This is a genomic window from Parvibaculum sp., assembly GCF_002684405.1.
Taxonomy (GTDB): Bacteria; Pseudomonadota; Alphaproteobacteria; order Parvibaculales; family Parvibaculaceae; genus Parvibaculum.
This window is the reverse complement of sequence record NZ_NYVD01000084.1, coordinates 1-20,110: the sequence shown is the minus strand read 5'-3', so window position 1 is coordinate 20,110 and position 20,110 is coordinate 1. Positions and strand designations below refer to the sequence as shown.

The following is a 20,110-nucleotide window of genomic DNA, read 5'->3' as shown; positions in this document are numbered from 1 at the left end:
GCCAGCGCCGTCGCACTGGGCGAGCGACAGCCCGTGATCGGCCGTCCGATGCAGTACGACCATCGCCGCATCCTCGCCACGGCGATGAGCCGGCTGCGCGCCAAGATCAAATATCGCCCCGTCGTGTTCGAGCTGATGGCCTCGACCTTCACACTTTACGAGTTGCAGCGCACGGTGGAAGCGCTGATCGGGCTGCATGTCCACAAGCAGAATTTCCGCCGGCTGGTCGAAAAAGGCGGCATGGTGGAGCGCACGGGCCGCGTCTCCACCCGCACGGGCGGGCGGCCCGCCGAGCAGTTCCGCTTCCGCCGTGAGGTGCTGAACGAGCGCCCCGCGCCCGGCCTCAAACTCGCCCCCTCGCGCAGCCGCGCCAATAGCTGACACGAATCGGCAGACCGCCCCTCCCGATCTGCGTTACCCTCCCTCCCGATAATTCGCGCGCGGGGAGAGTTCGATGGTTGAGTTCTTTATCTTCATCATGATCATTGTCGCCGGGGCAGGCTGGTACTCGCTTTCCCGGCGGGTGAAGCGCCTGACGAACGATGTGGAACGGCTGAAGGCCCAGCTTGCGCCGGATGAAGGCGCAACGCCCCGGCAGGCGGACGCGCCTGCTTCGCCCGAACCGCGAGAAGAGAAAAGACCGGAAACGGCCCCGGATGTCCGTGGGTGGGTCGCTCAAAGGCCGAAAACTCCTCCGCCGCAACCCGCGAACGCACGCGCCGACAGCCCCGCCCCGGAACGCAGAAAGCGTGACGGAGAAGGCGGCGGTCTGGAACAGGCTCTCGGCACCAGATGGACGGTCTGGATCGGCGGCCTCGCCCTCGCCTTCGGCGCCATCTTCCTGGTTCAGTATTCGGTGCAACAGGGGCTCGTCGGCCCCGGCGTCCGCATCTTTCTCGGCGTCCTGCTTTCGGTCGCGCTGCTCGCAGCGGGAGAAATGCTGCGCCGCCGCCCGGATATCGTCTCCCTGTCGCAAGCCGGCAATGTTCCGATCCCGCCCATTCTCACCGCGACCGGCTGCATTGCCGGCTATGCCACCATCTACGCCGCCTATGCGCTTTACGGCATGCTGTCTCCCGCTGCCGCCTTCCTGCTGCTTGGCGGCGTCTCCCTCGTGACCATTCTTCTTTCGGGCGTTCATGCCAGCTATCTCGCCGCCATCGGTCTGCTCGGCAGTGTGCTGACGCCCGCGCTCATCGCGTCGGATACGCCGCATCCGGAAGTTCTCTTTCTCTACCTGACCTTCGTTATCGGCGCGGCGATCGCCACGGCGGAGCTGCGGCAATGGCGGTGGCTGAACTACGCTGCGCTCGGGAGCTCTCTCATCTGGCCGCTTATCTGGCTCATCGGGCTATGGCTTCCCGGCGACGAGATCGTCATCGCGCTTCACCTGCTCGCGCTCTACGGGTTCCAGCTCTTCTGGGCATGGGACGACGCGCAAGAGACCGACAAGGCGGATTTCATGTCCCCGCCAAGTGTCACCGCTGCGATCACCGGCTTCCTCATCATGCTGTTCCTCTTCGCCGCCGATTATGAAGGATCGGCGCTTGTCGGATTCGCGGCCTATATCCTGCTCACCCTCGGCGCAGGCTGGCGGCGCGAGGGGTTTGCCCCCGCCGTCGCGATCTCCGCACCCTTTGCCGTGGCGGGTCTTGGATTATGGGCCATCCCCCGGGCCGCGTGGGACCAGAACGTCTCCACCTCCATCACGCATTATTTCACCCAACCGCTTCTCTCCGAAGCGCTGACGAGCTATCTCCTCGCAAGCGCCCTCACCGCGCTTCTTTACGGCGGCGCGGGCTATCTGAAACAGATCGCCGGGGCGCGGCAGAAAAGCTGGGCGGCGGCCGCGACCTTCGTTCCGCTGACGCTTTTCACAATCGCCTATGCACGCACCGAGTTGCTCGAGACCAGTGTCTCATGGGCTTTCCTGGCCCTCATCCTCGCCATCCTGCATGCCGGTATCACGCAGCAGCTCAATCAGCGGCAGCGCGACAGTGCGACGGGAGATTTTGCCATCGCGCTTTATGCCGGCGCCACGCTCGGCTTTCTGGCGCTGACCTTCGCCATCGCCTTCCGCAATGAATGGCTCACCATCGCGCTTTCGCTGCTGGTCCCCGGCATCGCGTCCATCCGGCGCCATCTCAATGTGCCGGTGCTTGAGAAGATTGCGGTCTTCTTCGGCGGCGTGATCCTGGTCCGGCTCATCTTCAACCCCTACCTGCCGGAATACGGCATAGGCACCACGCCTATATTCAATGTCCTTCTCTACACCTACGGCCTGCCCGCAGCATTCACCGGCCTCGGCGCCATGCTGTTCCGCCGCGAAGGACTGGACAGGACGGCGAACTATCTGGAGCAGGTCGCGCTCGTTCTGGGCTTCGCCCTTATCCATCTGGAAATCAATCATGCCTTCAACAACGGCAATGCGTTCGGTTTCCCGGGCATGCGTTACGGCCTCGCCGAGCATGGCTGTTTCCTCATCGTCTGGCTGACGGCCGCGCTCGCAATGATGAAATGGCGCCTCCATGTGGCGAGACCCCATTATCGCTGGATGACAAACGTGCTGCTCGGGCTTTCCTATGCCGGCTTCTTCATCGGCCTGTTCATCATGTCGCCGCTTATCTCGACCATCAGGTTCAACGGGCCGCTCTTCTTCGATGCGATGATGCTCGCCTATCTCGCGCCCGCCCTGCTGGCGGCCCTTTGCGTCCCCGCCCTGCAAAAGCTCAATGCCAGAAGAAACGGCCTGGCCATGGCGCTTGCATCGGCCATTGCGGGCTTTGCCTATTACAGCCTGGAAATCCGCCGCCTCTTCCACGAGGGCAGCATCGCCCTTCATCGTGTGCCGGTTTCCGAAGTGGAAAGTTACAGCTACTCGCTCGCCTGGCTCGTTCTGGGCGGCGTCATGCTGGCAGCCGCTTTCGTCACCCGCCGGCAAATGCTCCGCGTCGGTTCGCTCTGTCTCATCATCCTCGTGGTCGGCAAGGTCTTCCTGCTCGACATGTCCGGGCTGAGCGGCATCCTGCGGGCGGCCTCTTTCCTGGGTCTCGGTGCAGCATTGATCGGCATCGGGCTCTTCTATCAGCGGATGGTCTTCCGCAAGGACCCCGCGCAGGACTGACGGAAAGCCCAATTATGGCGTGAAAAGAGCCGTTCGGACCTCGACTGAATAATGGTTGACGGGACTAATGCTCATCTGTAGCATAAGCCTCAGTTGGAAACTGGATCAGTCGGCCGGCAGGAGCCGGTGTTTTTGATCCCTACAATATGCTCACTTTGAGCATTAGCCTCTCCCGCAAATGCCGGTTCCCGGCAGGTGCGACAGGAAGAAGAGGCGTCTGGAGGTTGAGATGGCACTTGCTGGCGAAATCGAAGCCAAAACGGGTCAAGCCGCCGAGAAGCCGGATTCGGTGGCGAAGAAATATGCGCCCATCGCGAAGCCGAACCTGGAATACACGCCCGAGCTGGCCGAAGAGATGGCGCCGCTTTACGAGAAGGTGAAGCACGTCATTCCGTCGGTCGAGTGGCCTTTCTTCGCGCCTTACATCAAGGCGATCAACGAACTGAAGAAAGAGCGTAACGCCGTCATCCTGGCGCATAATTACCAGACGCCGGAAATCTTCCACTGCGTCAGCGACATTGCGGGCGACAGCCTGCAACTCGCCAAGGACGCGGCGAAGGTGGATGCCGATGTGATCGTGCAATGCGGCGTGCATTTCATGGCGGAGACCTCGAAGCTCCTCAATCCGGAAAAGACCGTTCTCATTCCGGATGCGAAGGCGGGCTGCTCTCTGGCCGAAAGCATCACCGGCGCGGATGTGCGCATGCTGCGCGAGAAATTCCCCGGCGTGCCGATCGTGACCTATGTGAACACCTCCGCCGACGTGAAGGCGGAAAGCGACATCTGCTGCACCTCGTCCAATGCCGTTCAGGTGGTCGAAAGCTTCGACAGCGACACGGTGCTCTGCATCCCGGACGAATATCTGGCGCAGAATATCGCCAAGCAGACGAAGAAGAAGATCCTCACCTGGAAGGGCCATTGCGAAGTGCATGAGCGCTTCACGGCGGAAGAGCTTCGCCGCTATCGCGAGGACGATCCGAACATCGTCATCATCGCGCATCCCGAATGCCCGCCCGATGTGGTGGAGGAAGCCGACTTCTCCGGTTCCACCAGCGGCATGATCAACTGGGTTCAGGACAACCAGCCCAAGAAGGTCGTGATGGTGACGGAATGCTCCATGAGCGACAATGTGGCGGTGGCCAATCCGAACGTCGAGTTCGTGCGGCCGTGCAACCTCTGCCCGCATATGAAGCGGATCACGCTCCAGAACATTCTGGATTCGCTTCTCTATATGAAGGACGAAGTGACCGTCGATCCAGCCGTTGCCGGCAAGGCGCGGCTCGCGGTCGAGCGGATGATCAATCTCGGAAACTGACCGGCTTCCCCCGCGCTCCACGCGCGGGGGTTTTGCCATCAGGTCACGACGGCACGATGCGCACCATCCGCGCACCGCGACCGGGATATGCGGGGTTTTGAACCATGGCCCATGACAACATCACAGATGCAGGCGACGTACTCATCGTCGGGGCGGGACTGGCCGGTCTCTTCACCGCGCTGAAACTCGCACCCCGCCCCTGCACCGTTCTGGCCGGCGCGCCCATTGGCGCCGGTGCCTCCAGCGCCTGGGCGCAGGGCGGCATCGCCGCCGCCGTCACCGAAGGCGATACGGCGGAAGATCATGCCGCCGACACCATCGCCGCGGGCGCCGGGCTGGTGGATGAGGAAGTCGCACTTTCCATGGCGCGGGAAGCGGGCCAGCGCATCGAGGATCTGCTGCGCCTCGGCGTGCCCTTCGACCGCGATCTCGAAGGCAAGCTGAAAGCAGGCCGCGAGGCCGCCCATGGCCGCAACCGTATCGTGCATGTGCGCGGCGACCAGGCGGGCAAGGCCATCATGGAGGCGCTTGTCGCCGCCGTGCGCGCCACGCCCAGCATCCGCATCATCGAGGGTTTTTCAGCTTACGAACTCGCCGTCGAGCAGGGTCGCGTCGCGGGCGTCTTCGCTCGGCCTGCGAACACCAATGCCGCCCGGACGCCGCTGCTCATCAAGGCGCGCAGCGTGGTGCTCGCCTCCGGCGGTACGGGACAGCTTTTTGCCGTCACCACCAATCCGCGCGAGGCACGCGGCGAAGGCCTTGCCATGGCCGCGCGCGCAGGCGCGATGATCGCCGATCCGGAATTCGTCCAGTTCCACCCCACCGCCATCGCCGCCGACCGCGATCCCGCGCCCCTCGTCACCGAAGCGCTTCGGGGCGAAGGTGCGATCCTTCTGAACGATCGCGGCGAGCGTTTCATGCAGGCGATCCACAAGGAAGCGGAGCTTGCGCCGCGCGACGTGGTGGCACGCGCGATCTTCCGCGAGCTGGCGGCAGGCCGCAAAGTCCTGCTCGACGCTTCGAAGGCCGTGGGCGACAAATTCCCGACCGCCTTCCCGACCGTCTATCAGAGCTGTGTCGCGCTCGGTATCGACCCGACGAAAGACGGCATCCCGGTCGCGCCCGCCGCGCATTACCATATGGGCGGCATCATGGTGGACATAGCGGGTCGCTCCACGCTCCCCGGCCTTTGGGCCTGTGGCGAGGTGGCGGCAACCGGTGCGCATGGCGCCAATCGGCTTGCCAGCAATTCGCTGCTGGAGGCCGTGGTCTATGCCGCGCGCATTGCCGCCGACATCGATGCCTCCATGCCGCTCACCAACACCGGCTCCGCGCATCATGTTGCGCCGCCCGCACTCGGACGCGGCGATGCTGTGGCCGCGCCCATGATGGACGAGCTGCGTCGCCTGATGACGCGCCATGTAGGCGTGGAGCGCAATGAGGAAGGCCTCGCCCTCGCGCTTGCCGGTATCGAACGGCTGGAACGCGCGGCGGGTCCGGCGAGCCTCTTCCGCAATGTGGCGACCGCGGCCAAGATCGTCACTGCTGCCGCTTATGCGCGCGAGGAAAGCCGGGGCGGCCATTGGCGCAGCGACTTCCCGGATCAGCGCATTCCCTGCCGGCACCGGACATTCATCACGCTCAAGGAAGCCGAACGCATCGCCGAGGCGGCGGTGTTGGCTGCGGGCATCCATGCGGACAACAACATAAAAGCCGGAGATGCCGCGTCATGAGCATAGACGTCGAGCCGCTGCCCCCGCTCATGATCGAACCGGCGGTGCGCGACGCGCTGCTTGAGGATCTCGGCCGCGCGGGCGACATCACCACCCAGGCGACCGTGCCCGCCGCCGCGAAAGCGCGCGTGCTTCTCAATGCGCGCGTGCCGGGCCGCGTCTCGGGCCTCGATTGCGCACGCATGTCGTTCCGCCTCATCGACCCGGCCCTCAAGGTCGCCGTGGTGAAGCCGGACGGTTCCGATGTCATGCCGGGCGATACCATCGCCGCCATCGAAGGCCCTGCCCGTTCGATCCTGACGGGCGAGCGCGTGGCGCTCAATTTCATGGGGCATATGTCGGGCATCGCAACGGCGACGCGCGAAATCGCCAATGCCATCGCGCATACCAAGGCGCGCATCTGCTGCACGCGCAAGACGACGCCGGGGCTGCGCCTCTTTGAAAAATACGCCGTGCGCTGCGGCGGGGGCATGAACCATCGCTTCGGCCTCGACGATGCGGTGCTCATCAAGGACAACCACATCGCCGTCGCAGGCGGGGTCGCCGCCGCCATCAAGGCCGCGCAGGCCCATGCGGGGCATCTCGTGAAGATCGAATGCGAGGTCGACACGCTGGAGCAGCTGGCAGAAGCGCTCGACGCGGGCGTCGATGCGGTGCTGCTCGACAATATGGGGCCGGAGACGCTGGCGGAGGCCGTGCGGCTCGTCGACGGCCGCGCCATCACCGAGGCCTCGGGCCGCGTGACCGCCGAAACGGCGCCTGCGCTTGCGGAAGCCGGTGTGGACCTCATTTCAAGCGGCTGGATCACCCATTCCGCCCCGACGCTCGATATCGGCCTCGATTTCGACAGTCTGACGGCCTCCTGACACGCTTTCTCCTTGCTGCTTCCGGGGACCGCTTTCTAGACTGCGGTCTATAAAAAACCAGAAGCACAGAGGGAGGAACATCATGAGCACCGCGAATGGGCGGCAATCCATCTTCATCACCGGCGCCGCTTCCGGCATGGGCCGCGAAACGGCGAAGCTCTTTCACGGCAAGGGCTGGTTCGTCGGCGGTTTCGACGTCAATGCGGAGGGCCTTGCCTCGCTCGAAAAGGAGCTGGGCGCCGACAACTGCATGACGCGCACGCTCGACGTCACCGACCTTGAGGATTACCGCAAGGCCGTCGCCGCCTTCGGCGAGGCGACCGGCGGCAGCATGGACATTCTCTACAACAATGCCGGGATCGGACGCGGCGGGCTCTTCGCCGATATGGCCTATGAAGACATCATGGCCGTGGTGAATGTGAATTTCGTCGGTGTACTGAACGGCATCCATGTCGCGCTGCCGCTTCTGAAGGCGACCGACAATTCGCTCTGCTTCACCACATCCTCTTCCTCCGCCACCTATGGCATGCCGGGCATTGCCGTCTATTCGGCGACCAAGCATGCGGTGAAGGGGCTCACCGAAGCGCTTTCCATCGAGTTCCGCCTCATCGGCGTGCGCGCGGCGGATGTCCTGCCGGGCCTCATCGACACGCCCATCCTGCCGGAAGGCACAGTGGAGGCCGCACCGAAGGAAGGTTTGTTCCGCGCCATTCCGCCGGTCGAGGTCGCAAAATCCGTCTGGGAGGCCTACAACTCCGACAAGCTGCACTGGTATGTGCCGCCGGAACTCGTCGAACTCGACAAGGCTGCTGGCAACTCGCCGGAAGCCGTACGCGAGCAGATCGCCTCTACCGGTCCGCTTGCCGCGATTTTCGAGGAAATGCAGAAGCAGTAACGAAAATGGCGGCGCCCTTTTCAGGAGCGCCGCCATTTTTCATCGGTCTGCCGCCGGATCAGCCGTCGCTGGAGGCGAGCTCGGTCTTCTTCATGGGCGCATCGCCTTTCAGGCGGTAGAAGATATGCCGCCCGACCTTGGTGACCTCGACCATGTTGTTCGCCCAGCGGGGACGGACATAATCGGCGTGATAGAAGAGCGCCTTGCCCACCACATTGTCGCGGACACGGCCCAGCAAGGCCTGCTCGGCCACGCTGCGCGCCTGCCGCCAGGCCCGGCGGTCATGCGGCTTTTCCGACATGCCGTCGCAGGTGAAGGAGAACTGACAGCCCGTCGTCAGCTTGGAGCCCTGATAGACCACATCGCAGACATTGTCCGGATAGAGGTTCGATTTCACCCGATTGAGGATCACTTCGGCCACGGCGAGCTGGCCTTTCAGCGTCTCGCCCCGCGCCTCGTAATAGATGCCGATGGACAGGCACTGCCGCTGACGGTCCAACGCAGCCACATCGACATCGGCGACGGGGCGCTTGAATTCCATCAGGCCCGGCTGGTCCTTCTCGGCGGCGGCCAGCTTGTAGGTGGGCTGCACGAGGTCGGTCGGCTTCATGGTGGGCTTGGGCGGCATCCAGGGCAGCTTGCGGCCCGGCGTCGTCGCCATCGCAACCATGGGAACGCTCGCAGGGGTCACGACGGGCGCAGACGTACCGGCGGCGTGGAACACGGCCCCGCCGACAACGCCCAGGCACAACAGCGAAACCGCCGCATATGCCGTACCCTTGAATATGTGGCCCAGTTCGAGCCACTCCATGACCTTGCGCATCGTTCTCTTTACCGACTGCGTTGTTGTACTTTCAGGGTCCTCTTTTCCGCCTGCGCCTTCCGTTCCCACTCAACATACCGTTGGAACGTAAAGTCGCTGGAGGTTCCGTCGCTCAGATATTTCGAGGTTCGGACAGACCTGCAGACACAGCACTCATTCGTGCCAGAGCCCGACCGCATTCATACTCGGGGCGGCATTCCGGGCGTAAACCTTCTCAAGTCGCTGGCGTGGGTAACACACGCTTTGCGAGGTAGGCAACGTAATAAGTTGACGCACCCTTAACGGCCGCACCTAACCTGCTGAATCCTCACAGGTTTTCCGACATAAATTCTGTGCAAAGAAACGCGCGAAACGGCTTTCCCGGCCCACATAACGTAAAAGAAAGTGGTATCGAACGACTCAAATTCAAGAGGCGTTGTTAATGGTCTCCATCACGCCATTTTCGTTGCAGACGCGATGAAAGATCCGCATGCAGCGCAAAGGGAGAGCGCTGCGCATCGGACGAAATCTCTTCCGCCACAAGCGAAAGCCCTTCCCGCCCGAACCGTCCGCCCAAGGATGATCTGACCCAGGACAATCCTTGGTTCCGGCGCTTGCCGGGAAGAATATCGTCCGCAGACAGATGCTTCCCATGCGCCTCGATCTCGTCCACGAGGCCGGCCACCCCCTCCCCCTTCGTGGCGGAGACGGTGAGTACCTTCACCTGCCACCCGGTCGAGGGGGCTTCGGACAGGCCGAGCGCCCCGCGAACGTCGGCGACGGCCCGACTCGCGGCGGGGCCCATATCGGCCTTGGTGACAAGCGTAATGTCGGGCACCTCCATGATGCCCGCCTTCATGAACTGAAGGCTGTCGCCGGAGCCCGGCTGGATGCAGAAGACGACCGTGTCGGCGACATCGGCAATGTCGGTTTCCGACTGGCCGATCCCGACCGTTTCCACCAGCACCACGTCGAAGACGGCGCGCATCAGGACGAGCGCCGGGAAGGTGAGGTCCGCGAGCCCGCCAAGCCGCTCGCGGGCGGCCATGGAGCGGATGAAGACGCCCTGGTCGGCGGGGTCCGTCACCATGCGCGTCCGGTCGCCCAGAAGCGCGCCGCGTGTGCGTCGGCTTGAGGGGTCCACGGCGATAATACCGACGGTTTTCCCCCGTTTTCGCCATTCGGCAACCATCGCATTGGTCAGCGTGGACTTGCCCACGCCGGGCGGGCCGGTCAGGCCCGCGACCGTCGCCCTTGGCGCTGCCCAGGCGGCATCCAGCAGCTCCACGGTGCGCGGATCGTCGGGCGCCGCCTCCACGGCGGCCAGCGCCCGGGCGAGCGCGGCCTTGCCGCCTTTCAGCAGCTCATTGAGCGCGGGAATGTCGAGCCGCCTTGCCACCGGCCCTCACGTCTCCTTAGCGAGCGCGGCCTGCGCCGCCGCCAGCCTTGCGATCGGCACGCGATAGGGCGAGCAGGACACATAATCGAGCCCTACCTCTTCGCAAAAATAGATCGAGGACGGGTCGCCGCCATGCTCGCCGCAAATGCCGAGCTTGATGCCCTCGCGCGTGGCGCGGCCGCGTTCGGCGGCGATCTTCACCAGTTCGCCCACGCCATCCAGATCGAGCGAGACGAAGGGGTCCTGCGCGATAAGGTTCTTTTGCAGATAGTCGTTGATGAAGCTCGCGGCATCGTCGCGGCTGATGCCGAAAGTCGTCTGCGTCAGATCGTTCGTGCCGAAGGAGAAGAACTCCGCCGTCTCGGCGATCTCGCCCGCCATCAGCGCGGCGCGCGGTAGCTCGATCATGGTGCCGACGTGATATTCGATCTCGGCGCCGTGTTCCTTGCTCACTTCTTCGGCGACCGCCACGATGCGCGCCTTCAGGAAGTCGAGTTCGGCCTTCATGGCGACGAGCGGCACCATGATTTCCGGGATCACATGCTCGCCGGTCTTCTTGCCTGCTTCCAGCGCACCCTCGAAAATCGCGCGCGCCTGCATTTCGTAGATTTCCGGGAAGGTGATGCCGAGGCGGCAGCCGCGATGGCCGAGCATGGGGTTGGCCTCCGCCAGCTCCATCAGGCGGCGGCGCAGATCGGCGGCGGGCATGCCCGTATCCTCCGCCACTTCCGCGATTTCCTCGTCGGTCTTGGGCAGGAATTCATGCAGCGGCGGGTCCAGCAGGCGGATCGTCACGGGCAGGCCGTGCATGATCTCGAAGAGCTGGCGGAAATCGTCGCGCTGCACGGGCAGGATTTTCGACAGCGGTTCGCGGCGGCCCGCCTCGTCCTTGGCCAGGATCATCTGGCGCACATGGGTGATGCGGTTCGCCTCGAAGAACATGTGCTCGGTACGGCAGAGACCGATCCCCTCCGCGCCGAATTTGCGCGCCGTCTTCGCATCGGTCGGCGTTTCGGCATTGGTACGCACCTTCATGCGGCGATGCGTGTCGGCCCATTCCATCAGCGTGGCGAAATCGCCGGAGAGTTCCGGCTGCAATGTCGGCACGCGGCCCTTCATCACTTCGCCGGTGCCGCCGTCGATGGTGATGATGTCGCCCTTCTTCACCGTCTCGCCCGAGACCGTCATGGTTTCGGCCTGATAGTCGATCCGCAGCGCGCCCGCGCCGGAGACGCAAGGCCGGCCCATGCCGCGCGCCACCACCGCCGCATGGCTCGTCATGCCGCCGCGCGAGGTGAGGATGCCGACGGCGGAATGCATGCCGTTGATGTCTTCCGGGCTCGTTTCCACGCGCACGAGGATCACGTCATGCCCGTCCTGCTTCAGCTTCGCCGCCTCGTCGGAGCTGAAGACGACTTCGCCGCTCGCCGCGCCCGGCGATGCGGGCAGGCCCTTGGTCAGGATTTCGCGGTCCGCCGCCGGGTCCAGCGTCGGATGCAGAAGCTGGTCCAGCGCGCCGGGCTCCACGCGGGTGATCGCCATGCGCTCGTCGATCAGCCCCTCGCCCACCATCTCCACGGCAATCTTCAGCGCGGCCTTCGCCGTGCGCTTGCCGCTTCGCGTCTGGAGCATCCAGAGCTTGCCTTCCTGCACGGTGAACTCGACGTCCTGCATCTCCTTGTAGTGTTCTTCCAGGCGGCGGAAGACCTCGACCAGCTCGCCATAGGCGTCGGGCATTTCCTCTTCCATGGAGGGCTTCTTGTCGCCGCCCGCGATGCGCGCCGCCTTCGACAGCGATTGCGGCGTGCGAATGCCCGCCACCACGTCCTCGCCCTGCGCGTTCACCAGGAACTCGCCATAGACGGCCTTTTCGCCGGTCGAGGGGTTGCGCGTGAAGGCGACGCCCGTCGCCGAGCTGTCGCCCATATTGCCGAACACCATGGCCTGCACATTGACGGCCGTGCCCCAGCTTTCGGGGATGTTGTGGAGGCGGCGATAAGTGTCCGCGCGGCGGTTGCGCCAGGAGCCGAACACCGCGTCGATGGCGCCCCAGAGCTGTTCCTTCACATCCTGCGGGAAGGGCTTGCCGAGTTCCTCGTCCACGCGCGCCTTGTAGCGCGTGATGACATCCTTCCAGTCATCCGCGGTCAGCTCGGTGTCGAGGTCGTATTCCTGCTCTTCCTTGTAATATTCGAGGATCTCCTCGAAATTATAATGCTCCACGCCCAGCACAACGTCGCAATACATCTGGATGAAGCGGCGATAGCTGTCATAGGCAAAGCGCTTGTCGCCGGAGCGCACGGCGAGCCCTTCCACCGTCTCGTCATTCAGACCGAGATTGAGCACCGTATCCATCATGCCGGGCATGGAGGCGCGCGCGCCGGAGCGCACGGAGACGAGAAGCGGGTTTTCCTTCTCGCCGAAATTCATGCCGACGCTCTGGCCGATCTTCTCGAGCGCGGCTTCCACCTGCTCCTTCAGCCCGTCCGGATACTGACGGTCGTTCTCATAGAACGCCGTGCAGACTTCGGTGGTGATGGTAAAGCCCGGCGGGACCGGCAGCCCGATATTCGACATCTCGGCCAGGTTCGCCCCCTTGCCGCCGAGAAGGTTCTTCATCTCCGCCGTTCCCTCGGCCTTGCCGTCGCCGAAGGAATAGACCCACTTGTTCTCTGCCATCGTTACTGCCTTTGGTTGAGGCTTACCAGTAAACCAGATTTCGTCATGCCCCGCTTCAGGCGGGGCATCCACGCCTTTCTTTAACTCGGCAAAGACGTGGATGGCCCGGACAAGCCGGGCCATGACGCAGTAGGTTGTTCCGCGAGGGGGCTTACCCCTCGACCTTCGAGAAGTCCGCGACCTCGTGCAAGGCCGCGCGGATGAGGCTCAGAAGGCGCAGGCGGTTCGCGCGCACTTCCGCTCTGTCGGCATTGACGGTGACTTTATCGAAGAAGGCATCGACCGGCGCGCGCAGCTTGGCAAGCGCGGACATGGCGGCGGCGAAATCTTCACGGCCTATCGCATGCGTCGCTTCCGAGCGCGCTTCCTCGATGCGGTCGAACAGCGCGCGTTCCTCGTCGAGTTCGAACAGCCCCGCATCCGGCTCGCCGCCATAAGAAGCGCCGTCCTTCTTCTCCTCGATGCGGAGAATGTTCACCGCGCGCTTGTAACCGGCCAGCAGGTTCGTACCGTCATCCGTGCCGAGGAAATCGGACAGCGCCTCGACGCGCTTCACGATCAGCACGAGGTCGTCCTGACCTTCCAGCGCAAAGACGGCATCCACCAGATCGTGCCGCGTCCCGCGATCACGCAAATAGACTTTCAGACGGTCGACGAAGAAGGAGAGGAGGTCCCGATAAACCTGAGGACCTTTGCCAAACCATTGGTGCCCATGGTTCGTATAGATCGTCATTGAATCGCTGAAAACTTCCCGCAGCGAGATTCGTATCTCATCTTCAAGCACGACACGAAGAACGCCCAGCGCCGCGCGGCGGAGTGCGAAAGGGTCTTTGGATCCCGTGGGCTTTTCGTCAATCGCCCAGAAACCCACCAGCGTATCGATCTTGTCGGCGAGTGCGACGACCTTGCCCAGCGCGCTGGCGGGCACGTCGTCGGTCGGGCCGACCGGCGAGTAATGTTCGGCAATCGCGTCCGCGATGTCGTCGCCGAGTCCATCGTTCCGCGCATAATAGGAGCCCATCAGGCCCTGCAGTTCGGGGAACTCGAAGACCATCTGGCTGACGAGATCGGCCTTGGCGAGGCGGCCCGCCTGTTCGGCCTTTGCCGGATCGACACCCGGCAGGTCTTCGGCCAGTGCGCGAGCAAGCTTCGCAATACGTTCGGCCTTATCACCGACGCTGCCCAGCCCTTCATAGAATTTCACATCGGCGAGCTTCGGCAGGCGCGCTTCCAGCGTTTCCTTCCGGTCCTGATCCCAGAGGAAACGCGCATCGGCGAAGCGGGCGCGCAGCACGCGCTCGTTTCCGTTCACGATGGCCGCGCCGCCGTCATGCGCCTCAAGGTTCGCGATCACGATGAAGCGCGGGGCGAGCTTGCCGTCCTTGTCGGTGCAGGCGAAATATTTCTGGTTCGCGCGCATGGTGCTCGTCAGCACTTCCTGCGGCACGGACATGAACTCGTCGTCGATCCTGCCCATCAGCGGCACGGGCCATTCGACAAGCCCGGCGACTTCCGTCAGCAGCGCCTCGTCTTCGAAGAGCTTCAGCCCCTCATCCTTCGCGAGAATCGACGCGGCGGAGTGGATCGCCTTCGCGCGGTCTTCCGTCGCCAGCACCACGCGGGCCTTTTCCAGCTTCGCCTTGTAGTCGGCAAAGCTCGTGACGTTGAAGCCGTCCGGCGCCATGAAGCGGTGACCATAGGTCATGCTGTCCGACGACATGCCTTCGAACTCGAAGGGCACGACCTTGCCGCCGAAGAGGCAGAGAATGGAATGAAGCGGGCGCACCCAGCGCAAGGATCCCTCGCCCCAGCGCATGGATTTCGGCCAGGGGAAATTGCGGATCACCTGCGGCACGATTTCGGCCAGCACATCGGCCATTTCCCTGCCCGGCTTTTCGATCACCGCGACATAGAACCGGCCCTTCTTGTCTTCCTGGATTTCCGCCTCGTCGATGGAGGAAAGCCCGGCCGCGCGCATGAAGCCTTCGATGGCCTTTTCCGGCGCGCCGACCTTCGGCCCCTTGCGCTCCTCGCGCACATCCGGCGTCTTGTCCGGCAGACCATCGATCACCAGCGCCAGCCTGCGCGGCGTCGCGTAAGCCTCCGCCTTGCCTGCGTCCACGCCTTCGGCCTTCAGCGCATCCGTCACCAGCCGCTTCAGATCGTCGGCGGCGCGGAGCTGCATCCGGGCGGGAATTTCCTCGGAGAAAAGTTCGAGCAGGAATTCAGACATTATTCGGCCGCTCCTGCCTCTACGCCCGCCTGGGGCGTCTTCAGCCATTCCTCGGCGCAGCGCTTGGCGAGCGCGCGCACGCGGCCGATATAGGCCTGCCGCTCGGTGACGGAAATCACGCCGCGCGCGTCGAGCAGGTTGAAATTATGGCTCGCCTTGATGACCTGGTCATAGGCCGGCAGCGGCAGCGGCTGGTCGCGGTCCAGCAGCGCGTTGCACTCCTTCTCCGCATCCTCGAAATGGCGGAACAGCATTTCCGTGTTCGCCGCCTCGAAGTTGTGCGCGGAGAATTCCACCTCGTTCTGGTGGAAGACGTCGCCATAGGTCACGCGGTCCGCACCCTCGGCGCCGTTGTAATCCAGCTCATAGCCGTTATCGACGCCCTGGATATACATGGCGAGGCGTTCGAGCCCGTAGGTCAGCTCGCCGGACACGGGCGAGCAGTCGAAGCCGCCCACCTGCTGAAAGTAGGTGAACTGCGAGACTTCCATGCCGTCGCACCAGACTTCCCAGCCAAGGCCCCAGGCGCCCAGCGTCGGGCTTTCCCAGTCGTCTTCCACGAAGCGGATATCGTGGTTCTTCGCGTCGATCCCGAGTTCGTAGAGGCTCTCCAGATAGAGCTCCTGAAGATTGTCCGGGCTCGGCTTCAGGATCACCTGAAACTGGTAATAGTGCTGAAAGCGGTTCGGGTTCTCGCCATAGCGGCCGTCGGTCGGGCGGCGCGAGGGCTGCACATAGGCGGCCTTCCAGGGCTTCGGCCCCAGCGAGCGCAGCGTGGTCGCGGGATGAAACGTGCCCGCGCCCATCGACATGTCATAGGGCTGCAGGATCACGCAGCCCTGCCGCGCCCAATATTGCTGGAGCGTGAGGATCAGGGACTGGAAGGAATGGTCGGGCTTGCCGGTCATGGTCGCCTTGCGAGTCGCGGGCGGACTGCCCGTTTGAAAGCGCGCGAAACCTAGCTCCGGGGGGATAAGCGGTCAAGAAACGGTACGGACCGTCCCAAAATGACGAAAACCCGGCGTCATGCGCCGGGCCTTCCCGAAATTCCGTCCGCGTTCGCGGGTGTGGATCAGCGATGGTCCTCGGGGACGTAATAGCCGTCGCGGGTGCGGCGAAGCCGACCCATGTCGCGCGGCTCCATACGGCTGCGGGACCGCGCCTCGGCCATGGCCATGCGCTGGCGTTCCGCCGCCTTCACCACTGCCCGATACGCCGAGTAGCAGGCGGCAAGGAAGATCGCTGTGAAGACGAGCTTTGTCATCTAAATGCCCTTTCAACACTGGGGCCGGTCAGCCCAACCCGCTCGATTGGAATCATTAAAGGCCAAATCGGCTCCAAATGGAACGCCTCTCTAGGGCCGAAATGATCCCGTCTGCGAATGAATCCGCAAAATTCGGGCCAAAATCAGGCAGGGCATCCGTTTTCTGCAACGATCTGACGGTATTTCCGAACGGCCAGAAGGAACGCCGGGGCGCCACGAGGCGCAATTTCACCTCCTCGCCGAAGCGTTCTCTCATGATACTCCTGATTTCGCCGATTCCGTCGATCAGGCCGCGTTTCAGCGCGCCCTTGGCGGCCCAGAAGGCGCCGGAGAAGAGTTCGTCATCCGCGCCGTCCAGCTTGTCGCCCCGGCGGCCTCTCACCAGATCCTTGAAATAGTCATGGACCTCGCCCTGCAGGTCGAGAAGGCGTTTCACATCCTCTTGCCTTTCGGGCTGGAAGGGATCGAGCATCCCCTTGTTGGTGCCCGCCGTATGGACGCGGCGTTCCACGCCCAGCTTCTCGATCAGGCCGGTAAAGCCGAAGCCCGCCGATATGACGCCGATGGAGCCGAGCACCGAGCTTTCATCGGCGTAAATCTCGTCGCCCGCGCAGGCGATCATATAGCCGCCGGATGCCGCCGCATCCTCGGCAAAGACGATGACGGGGAGTTCCTTCTCCTCCGCCAGCGCCCGGATGCGCTTGAAGATCAGCGAGGACTGGACGGGCGAGCCGCCCGGCGAATTGACGATGAGCGCCACCGCCTTTGCGCCGCTTGTGGAAAAAGCCTGTTCCAGCGGCCCGGCCAGCGCGGCCAGCGTCACGCCATTGCGCAAGGGCTGGCTGCCGCCGATGACGCCGGAAATGCGCACCACCGGCACCACGGGCGGCGGCGACCAGCCCGGGGCGATACGGCTCATGACGGATTTGGGGAGAATGCGTCCTGCGAGATTTTTCATATAGCTTCAAATAGGTGCGTGAAGGCCGATAGGCAAGGCGGGCGGCGCGTCACACCCGGTCGAAATGCAGCGCTTCCCCGCCCCGCAACAGCGCCTCGGCGGCTTCCGAGAAGCGCCCGTCCCGGCGATGGAGCACCAGCCCCGGACGCAGCACCAGCGGGGCGCGCGAGCCCCTTATGCCGCGCACGATCACCCGGCTCGCGGTCTTGCCGAGGGCGGGCCAGAGCGGAAAGACCTCGATCCCGCCGACATGGCCCTGCAGCGCGGCCAGCAGCGTCGCCAGCGCATCGGCCCGGTGGATGAAGGTCACCGTCGCCTTAGGACGCGCCATGACGCAGCTAAAGCGCACCCAGTCCTCCAGGTCGGAGCCCAGCGTCATATGCGCCTTCGCCTTGCTTTCATTGGGCGATACGGGGCTTGCCGCGGGATCGTGGAAGGGCGGATTGGCAAAGACATGATGATAGGAATTGGGCTCCAGCCCCAACGCGGCGAGGTCGCGCGCGGGCAGGCCGATATCGCCCTGGAATATGGAGACGCGGTCCGCAAAACCATTACGGCGAATATTCTCCGCCGCCAGCGCCACCATCTCCGGCTGCAGTTCCAGCCCGTCCACTTCCAACCCCGGCACGCGCGCGGCCAGGCAGGCGCTTGCGACGCCGACGCCGGCGCCCGCTTCCAGCGCGCGTTCGCCGCTTCGGGCCTGAATGGAGGCGGCAAGCAGCACCGCGTCGATCCCCGCCCTGTAGCCCTTGGCGGGCTGGCGAAGCGTGATGCGTCCGTCCAGAAAGCCGTCTTCCGTGGTCTCTTCGATCCGTTCGGGGGTCGTTTCGCGTGCCGCCGCGCCGCTCATTCGTCCTCTCCCTGCTTTTCCGGCCCCTGCTGGCCCTGCCCCGGCCCGGCCTCGCTTTCGCGCTGGACCTCGTCGAGAATGCGCGCCGCCCCGGGGTGGTCTTCTTCCGTCACCATCATACGCCTTGGCAGGATGCCCAGCGAGCCCTCGACGATGGAGGTATAGGCGTCGAGCACCAGCGGCTCGATACCTGCCTCACGCAATCGGTGCTCAAGATAGGACACCAGCACGGGATCGTTGCTTCTCAGAAGTTCCTTCATGGGGCTCCTTCGCCGACGGCGGCAATCGGCCGCATTCAAGCCAACTCTAACGGCCCCGCCCCGCCCGACCCCAGAAAAAACGCGACCCTTTCGCAAATTAGCTCAAATCCGGAACGCTCTATTGCAGCAAGGCCCGGACTGCCGCACTTGCCGCAGCGAGGCCGTCAACCTATTCTCCCGGAAAATCCCTCAAAAGGTCCGCCGCGCGGTTTGCGCGCCCGGTCCGGCAAGCAAGGAAGTCTGTTTTGGGTGTCGTCGTCCCCCTCGGAGAAGACCGCGAGCGCAGCAAGAATGCGATCGCCGACCTGCAGCGTCTCGTCGCGGCGGATATGGAGCAGGTCAACGAGTTGATCCGTGAGCGGATGAGCTCCGACGTGAAGATGATCCCGGACCTGGCCTCCCACCTGATCGAGTCCGGCGGCAAGCGCCTGCGTCCCATGCTGACCGTCGCCTGCGCGCGGATGTGCGGCTATGAGGGCACGTCGCATCAGAAGCTCGCCGCCACGGTGGAGTTCATGCACACCGCGACCCTCCTCCATGACGATGTGGTGGACGAGAGCGATCTTCGCCGCGGCAAGGTCACCGCGCGCATGATCTGGGGCAATCAGGCCAGCGTGCTGGTCGGCGACTATCTCCTCGGCCGCGCCTTCAAGCTGATGGTGGAAACGGGCTCGCTGCGCGCGCTCGACATCCTGTCGGACGCCGCTGCCGTCATCGCCGAAGGCGAAGTGATGCAGCTCATCGCGGCGAAGGACACCGGCACGACGGAAGACGCCTATATGCGCGTCATCGAAGCCAAGACCGCTGCGCTCTTTGCGTCGGCTTGCGAAATCGGCGCCGTGATTTCCGAACATGGCGACAGCGCGGAAGCGGCGCTCCATTCCTATGGCCGCAATCTCGGCATCGCCTTCCAGCTTGTGGACGACGCGCTCGACTATGGCGGCGCGGCGGCCGCGCTCGGCAAGAATGTCGGCGACGATTTCCGCGAAGGCAAGATCACCCTTCCCATCGTGCTGGCCTATCGGCGCGGCGACGATGAGGAACGCGCCTTCTGGCAGCGCACGCTCGGCGAGGGCGACCAGTCGGAAGAGGATCTCCAGCACGCCATCGAGCTGATCGACAAGCATGACGCGCTGTCGGACACGATCTCCCGCGCCCGCCATTACGGCGCCATCGCCATCGATGCGCTGGCGATCTTCCCCGAAAGCGACCTGCGTCAGGCGCTGAGCGATCTCGTCGAGTTCTGCATCAGCCGCGACCACTGAGCGTGTCAGCATAGCCTCTCCCTCGGAGAGCAAAGTTGGCCCGGGCATGTGATGCGAAACAATACTGTCATCCCGGCCTTGTGCCGGGATCCAGAGCGACAAGCTCGGCGATTGCGGCCCCTGGGCCCCGGGACAAGCCCGGGGTGACAGCTATTGGGTGAGAGCAATGCTCAAACAATAGCGGCACAACACCGACAGAAAATTCTCGCGCGCCTACCCCGTCACGACTGGCGCTGCGGCGCACCACCAGTCCGGATAATCCGCCGACAGGATGGAGAGCGCGTCCTGTGCGTCATTGCGGTCGCTGAAGATTGCAAAACAGGTCGCGCCCGAGCCGGACATGCGGGCCAGCAAGGCGCCGGGCAGCGTGTCGAGCTTGCGCAGCACCACGCCGATTGCCGGGGCGATCTCCATGGCCGGCGCTTCCAGGTCGCTGGGATGGCCGGCGAGCCATTGAAGAAGCTCCT

15 protein-coding genes and 2 pseudogenes are annotated in these 20,110 nt (G+C 64.0%); 7 read left to right on the top strand and 10 right to left on the bottom strand.

Translation table 11 applies throughout. The features are described 5' to 3' along the window. The 6 genes and pseudogenes from CMI59_RS07410 to CMI59_RS07385 form a co-directional block, all read left to right on the top strand. Window positions 1–381, top strand: a pseudogene (locus CMI59_RS07410) (NAD regulator); the annotation flags it as partial. Between the two features lie 73 nt (window positions 382–454). Then, complete coding sequence (locus tag CMI59_RS07405; RefSeq protein ID WP_293326771.1) at window positions 455–3,124, top strand: DUF2339 domain-containing protein; 2,670 nt, start codon at window positions 455–457, stop codon at window positions 3,122–3,124. A 229-nt stretch (window positions 3,125–3,353) separates the two neighbouring features. Further along, window positions 3,354–4,439, top strand: a complete 1,086-nt coding sequence (gene nadA, locus CMI59_RS07400; RefSeq protein ID WP_293326769.1) for a quinolinate synthase NadA — start codon at window positions 3,354–3,356, stop codon at window positions 4,437–4,439. 104 nt (window positions 4,440–4,543) lie between these two features. After that, window positions 4,544–6,172, top strand: coding sequence for an L-aspartate oxidase (locus tag CMI59_RS07395; RefSeq protein WP_293326766.1), 1,629 nt, complete (start codon window positions 4,544–4,546; stop codon window positions 6,170–6,172). A 2-nt stretch (window positions 6,173–6,174) separates the two neighbouring features. Then, window positions 6,175–7,038, top strand: coding sequence for a carboxylating nicotinate-nucleotide diphosphorylase (nadC, locus tag CMI59_RS07390; RefSeq protein WP_293326773.1), 864 nt, complete (start codon window positions 6,175–6,177; stop codon window positions 7,036–7,038). Between the two features lie 82 nt (window positions 7,039–7,120). Next, a complete protein-coding gene (locus tag CMI59_RS07385) occupies window positions 7,121–7,933 on the top strand; it encodes an SDR family oxidoreductase (RefSeq protein WP_293326763.1) in 813 nt (270 codons plus the stop codon). 58 nt (window positions 7,934–7,991) lie between these two features. Here the strand turns inward: CMI59_RS07385 and CMI59_RS07380 are convergent, their stop codons facing one another. The 9 genes from CMI59_RS07380 to CMI59_RS07340 all read right to left on the bottom strand — a co-directional run bounded on the left by CMI59_RS07380 (window position 7,992) and on the right by CMI59_RS07340 (window position 18,378). Then, the gene (locus tag CMI59_RS07380) at window positions 7,992–8,756 is read right to left on the bottom strand and encodes a cell wall hydrolase (protein WP_293326761.1); all 765 of its coding nucleotides are present in this window, start codon (window positions 8,754–8,756) and stop codon (window positions 7,992–7,994) included. 418 nt (window positions 8,757–9,174) lie between these two features. Then, window positions 9,175–10,134 carry a methylmalonyl Co-A mutase-associated GTPase MeaB gene (gene meaB / locus CMI59_RS07375; RefSeq protein ID WP_293326757.1) on the bottom strand — a complete coding sequence of 320 codons (960 nt, stop codon included), beginning with the start codon at window positions 10,132–10,134 and terminating at the stop codon, window positions 9,175–9,177. 6 nt (window positions 10,135–10,140) lie between these two features. Continuing rightward, complete coding sequence (gene ppdK, locus CMI59_RS07370) at window positions 10,141–12,813, bottom strand: pyruvate, phosphate dikinase (RefSeq protein ID WP_293326754.1); 2,673 nt, start codon at window positions 12,811–12,813, stop codon at window positions 10,141–10,143. A gap of 151 nt (window positions 12,814–12,964) precedes the next feature. Then, entirely contained in the window at window positions 12,965–15,046 is a 2,082-nt protein-coding gene (gene glyS / locus CMI59_RS07365) for a glycine--tRNA ligase subunit beta (protein WP_293326751.1), read from the bottom strand. Continuing rightward, the gene (locus CMI59_RS07360; protein WP_293326749.1) at window positions 15,046–15,954 is read right to left on the bottom strand and encodes a glycine--tRNA ligase subunit alpha; all 909 of its coding nucleotides are present in this window, start codon (window positions 15,952–15,954) and stop codon (window positions 15,046–15,048) included. Before CMI59_RS07360 ends, glyS begins: the two co-directional genes overlap by 1 nt. A gap of 164 nt (window positions 15,955–16,118) precedes the next feature. After that, the gene (locus tag CMI59_RS07355; RefSeq protein ID WP_293326746.1) at window positions 16,119–16,310 is read right to left on the bottom strand and encodes a hypothetical protein; all 192 of its coding nucleotides are present in this window, start codon (window positions 16,308–16,310) and stop codon (window positions 16,119–16,121) included. Window positions 16,311–16,365: 55 nt separating this feature from the next. Continuing rightward, window positions 16,366–17,268: a S49 family peptidase gene (locus CMI59_RS07350; protein WP_293326743.1), complete on the bottom strand. Its 903-nt coding sequence runs from the start codon at window positions 17,266–17,268 to the stop codon at window positions 16,366–16,368. Window positions 17,269–17,317: 49 nt separating this feature from the next. Continuing rightward, window positions 17,318–18,118, bottom strand: coding sequence for a methyltransferase (locus tag CMI59_RS07345; protein ID WP_293326740.1), 801 nt, complete (start codon window positions 18,116–18,118; stop codon window positions 17,318–17,320). Next, a complete protein-coding gene (locus CMI59_RS07340) occupies window positions 18,115–18,378 on the bottom strand; it encodes a DUF2007 domain-containing protein (RefSeq protein WP_293326737.1) in 264 nt (87 codons plus the stop codon). The genes CMI59_RS07345 and CMI59_RS07340 overlap by 4 nt, the downstream gene beginning before the upstream one ends. 245 nt (window positions 18,379–18,623) lie before the next feature. On the opposite strand from CMI59_RS07340, the gene CMI59_RS07335 reads away from it, so the two are divergent. Next, on the top strand, window positions 18,624–19,643 hold the full coding sequence (locus CMI59_RS07335) for a polyprenyl synthetase family protein (protein WP_293326735.1): 1,020 nt from the start codon (window positions 18,624–18,626) through the stop codon (window positions 19,641–19,643). 213 nt (window positions 19,644–19,856) lie between these two features. Here CMI59_RS07335 and CMI59_RS07330 read toward each other — a convergent pair. Then, window positions 19,857–20,110 (bottom strand): annotated as a pseudogene (locus tag CMI59_RS07330) (4-(cytidine 5'-diphospho)-2-C-methyl-D-erythritol kinase); the annotation flags it as partial.

Excerpts from the sequence above, each read along its gene's own strand:
- CMI59_RS07350 (WP_293326743.1), bottom strand. The coding sequence starts at position 17,268 with ATGAAAAATCTCGCAGGACGCATTCTCCCCAAATCCGTCATGAGCCGT.
- CMI59_RS07340 (WP_293326737.1), bottom strand. The coding sequence starts at position 18,378 with ATGAAGGAACTTCTGAGAAGCAACGATCCCGTGCTGGTGTCCTATCTT.
- CMI59_RS07380 (WP_293326761.1), bottom strand. The coding sequence starts at position 8,756 with ATGCGCAAGGTCATGGAGTGGCTCGAACTGGGCCACATATTCAAGGGT.
- CMI59_RS07360 (WP_293326749.1), bottom strand. The coding sequence starts at position 15,954 with ATGACCGGCAAGCCCGACCATTCCTTCCAGTCCCTGATCCTCACGCTC.
- CMI59_RS07405 (WP_293326771.1), top strand. The coding sequence starts at position 455 with ATGGTTGAGTTCTTTATCTTCATCATGATCATTGTCGCCGGGGCAGGC.
- nadA (WP_293326769.1), top strand. The coding sequence starts at position 3,354 with ATGGCACTTGCTGGCGAAATCGAAGCCAAAACGGGTCAAGCCGCCGAG.
- CMI59_RS07345 (WP_293326740.1), bottom strand. The coding sequence starts at position 18,118 with ATGAGCGGCGCGGCGGCACGCGAAACGACCCCCGAACGGATCGAAGAG.
- CMI59_RS07385 (WP_293326763.1), top strand. The coding sequence starts at position 7,121 with ATGAGCACCGCGAATGGGCGGCAATCCATCTTCATCACCGGCGCCGCT.
- glyS (WP_293326751.1), bottom strand. The coding sequence starts at position 15,046 with ATGTCTGAATTCCTGCTCGAACTTTTCTCCGAGGAAATTCCCGCCCGG.
- CMI59_RS07395 (WP_293326766.1), top strand. The coding sequence starts at position 4,544 with ATGGCCCATGACAACATCACAGATGCAGGCGACGTACTCATCGTCGGG.
- CMI59_RS07355 (WP_293326746.1), bottom strand. The coding sequence starts at position 16,310 with ATGACAAAGCTCGTCTTCACAGCGATCTTCCTTGCCGCCTGCTACTCG.
- ppdK (WP_293326754.1), bottom strand. The coding sequence starts at position 12,813 with ATGGCAGAGAACAAGTGGGTCTATTCCTTCGGCGACGGCAAGGCCGAG.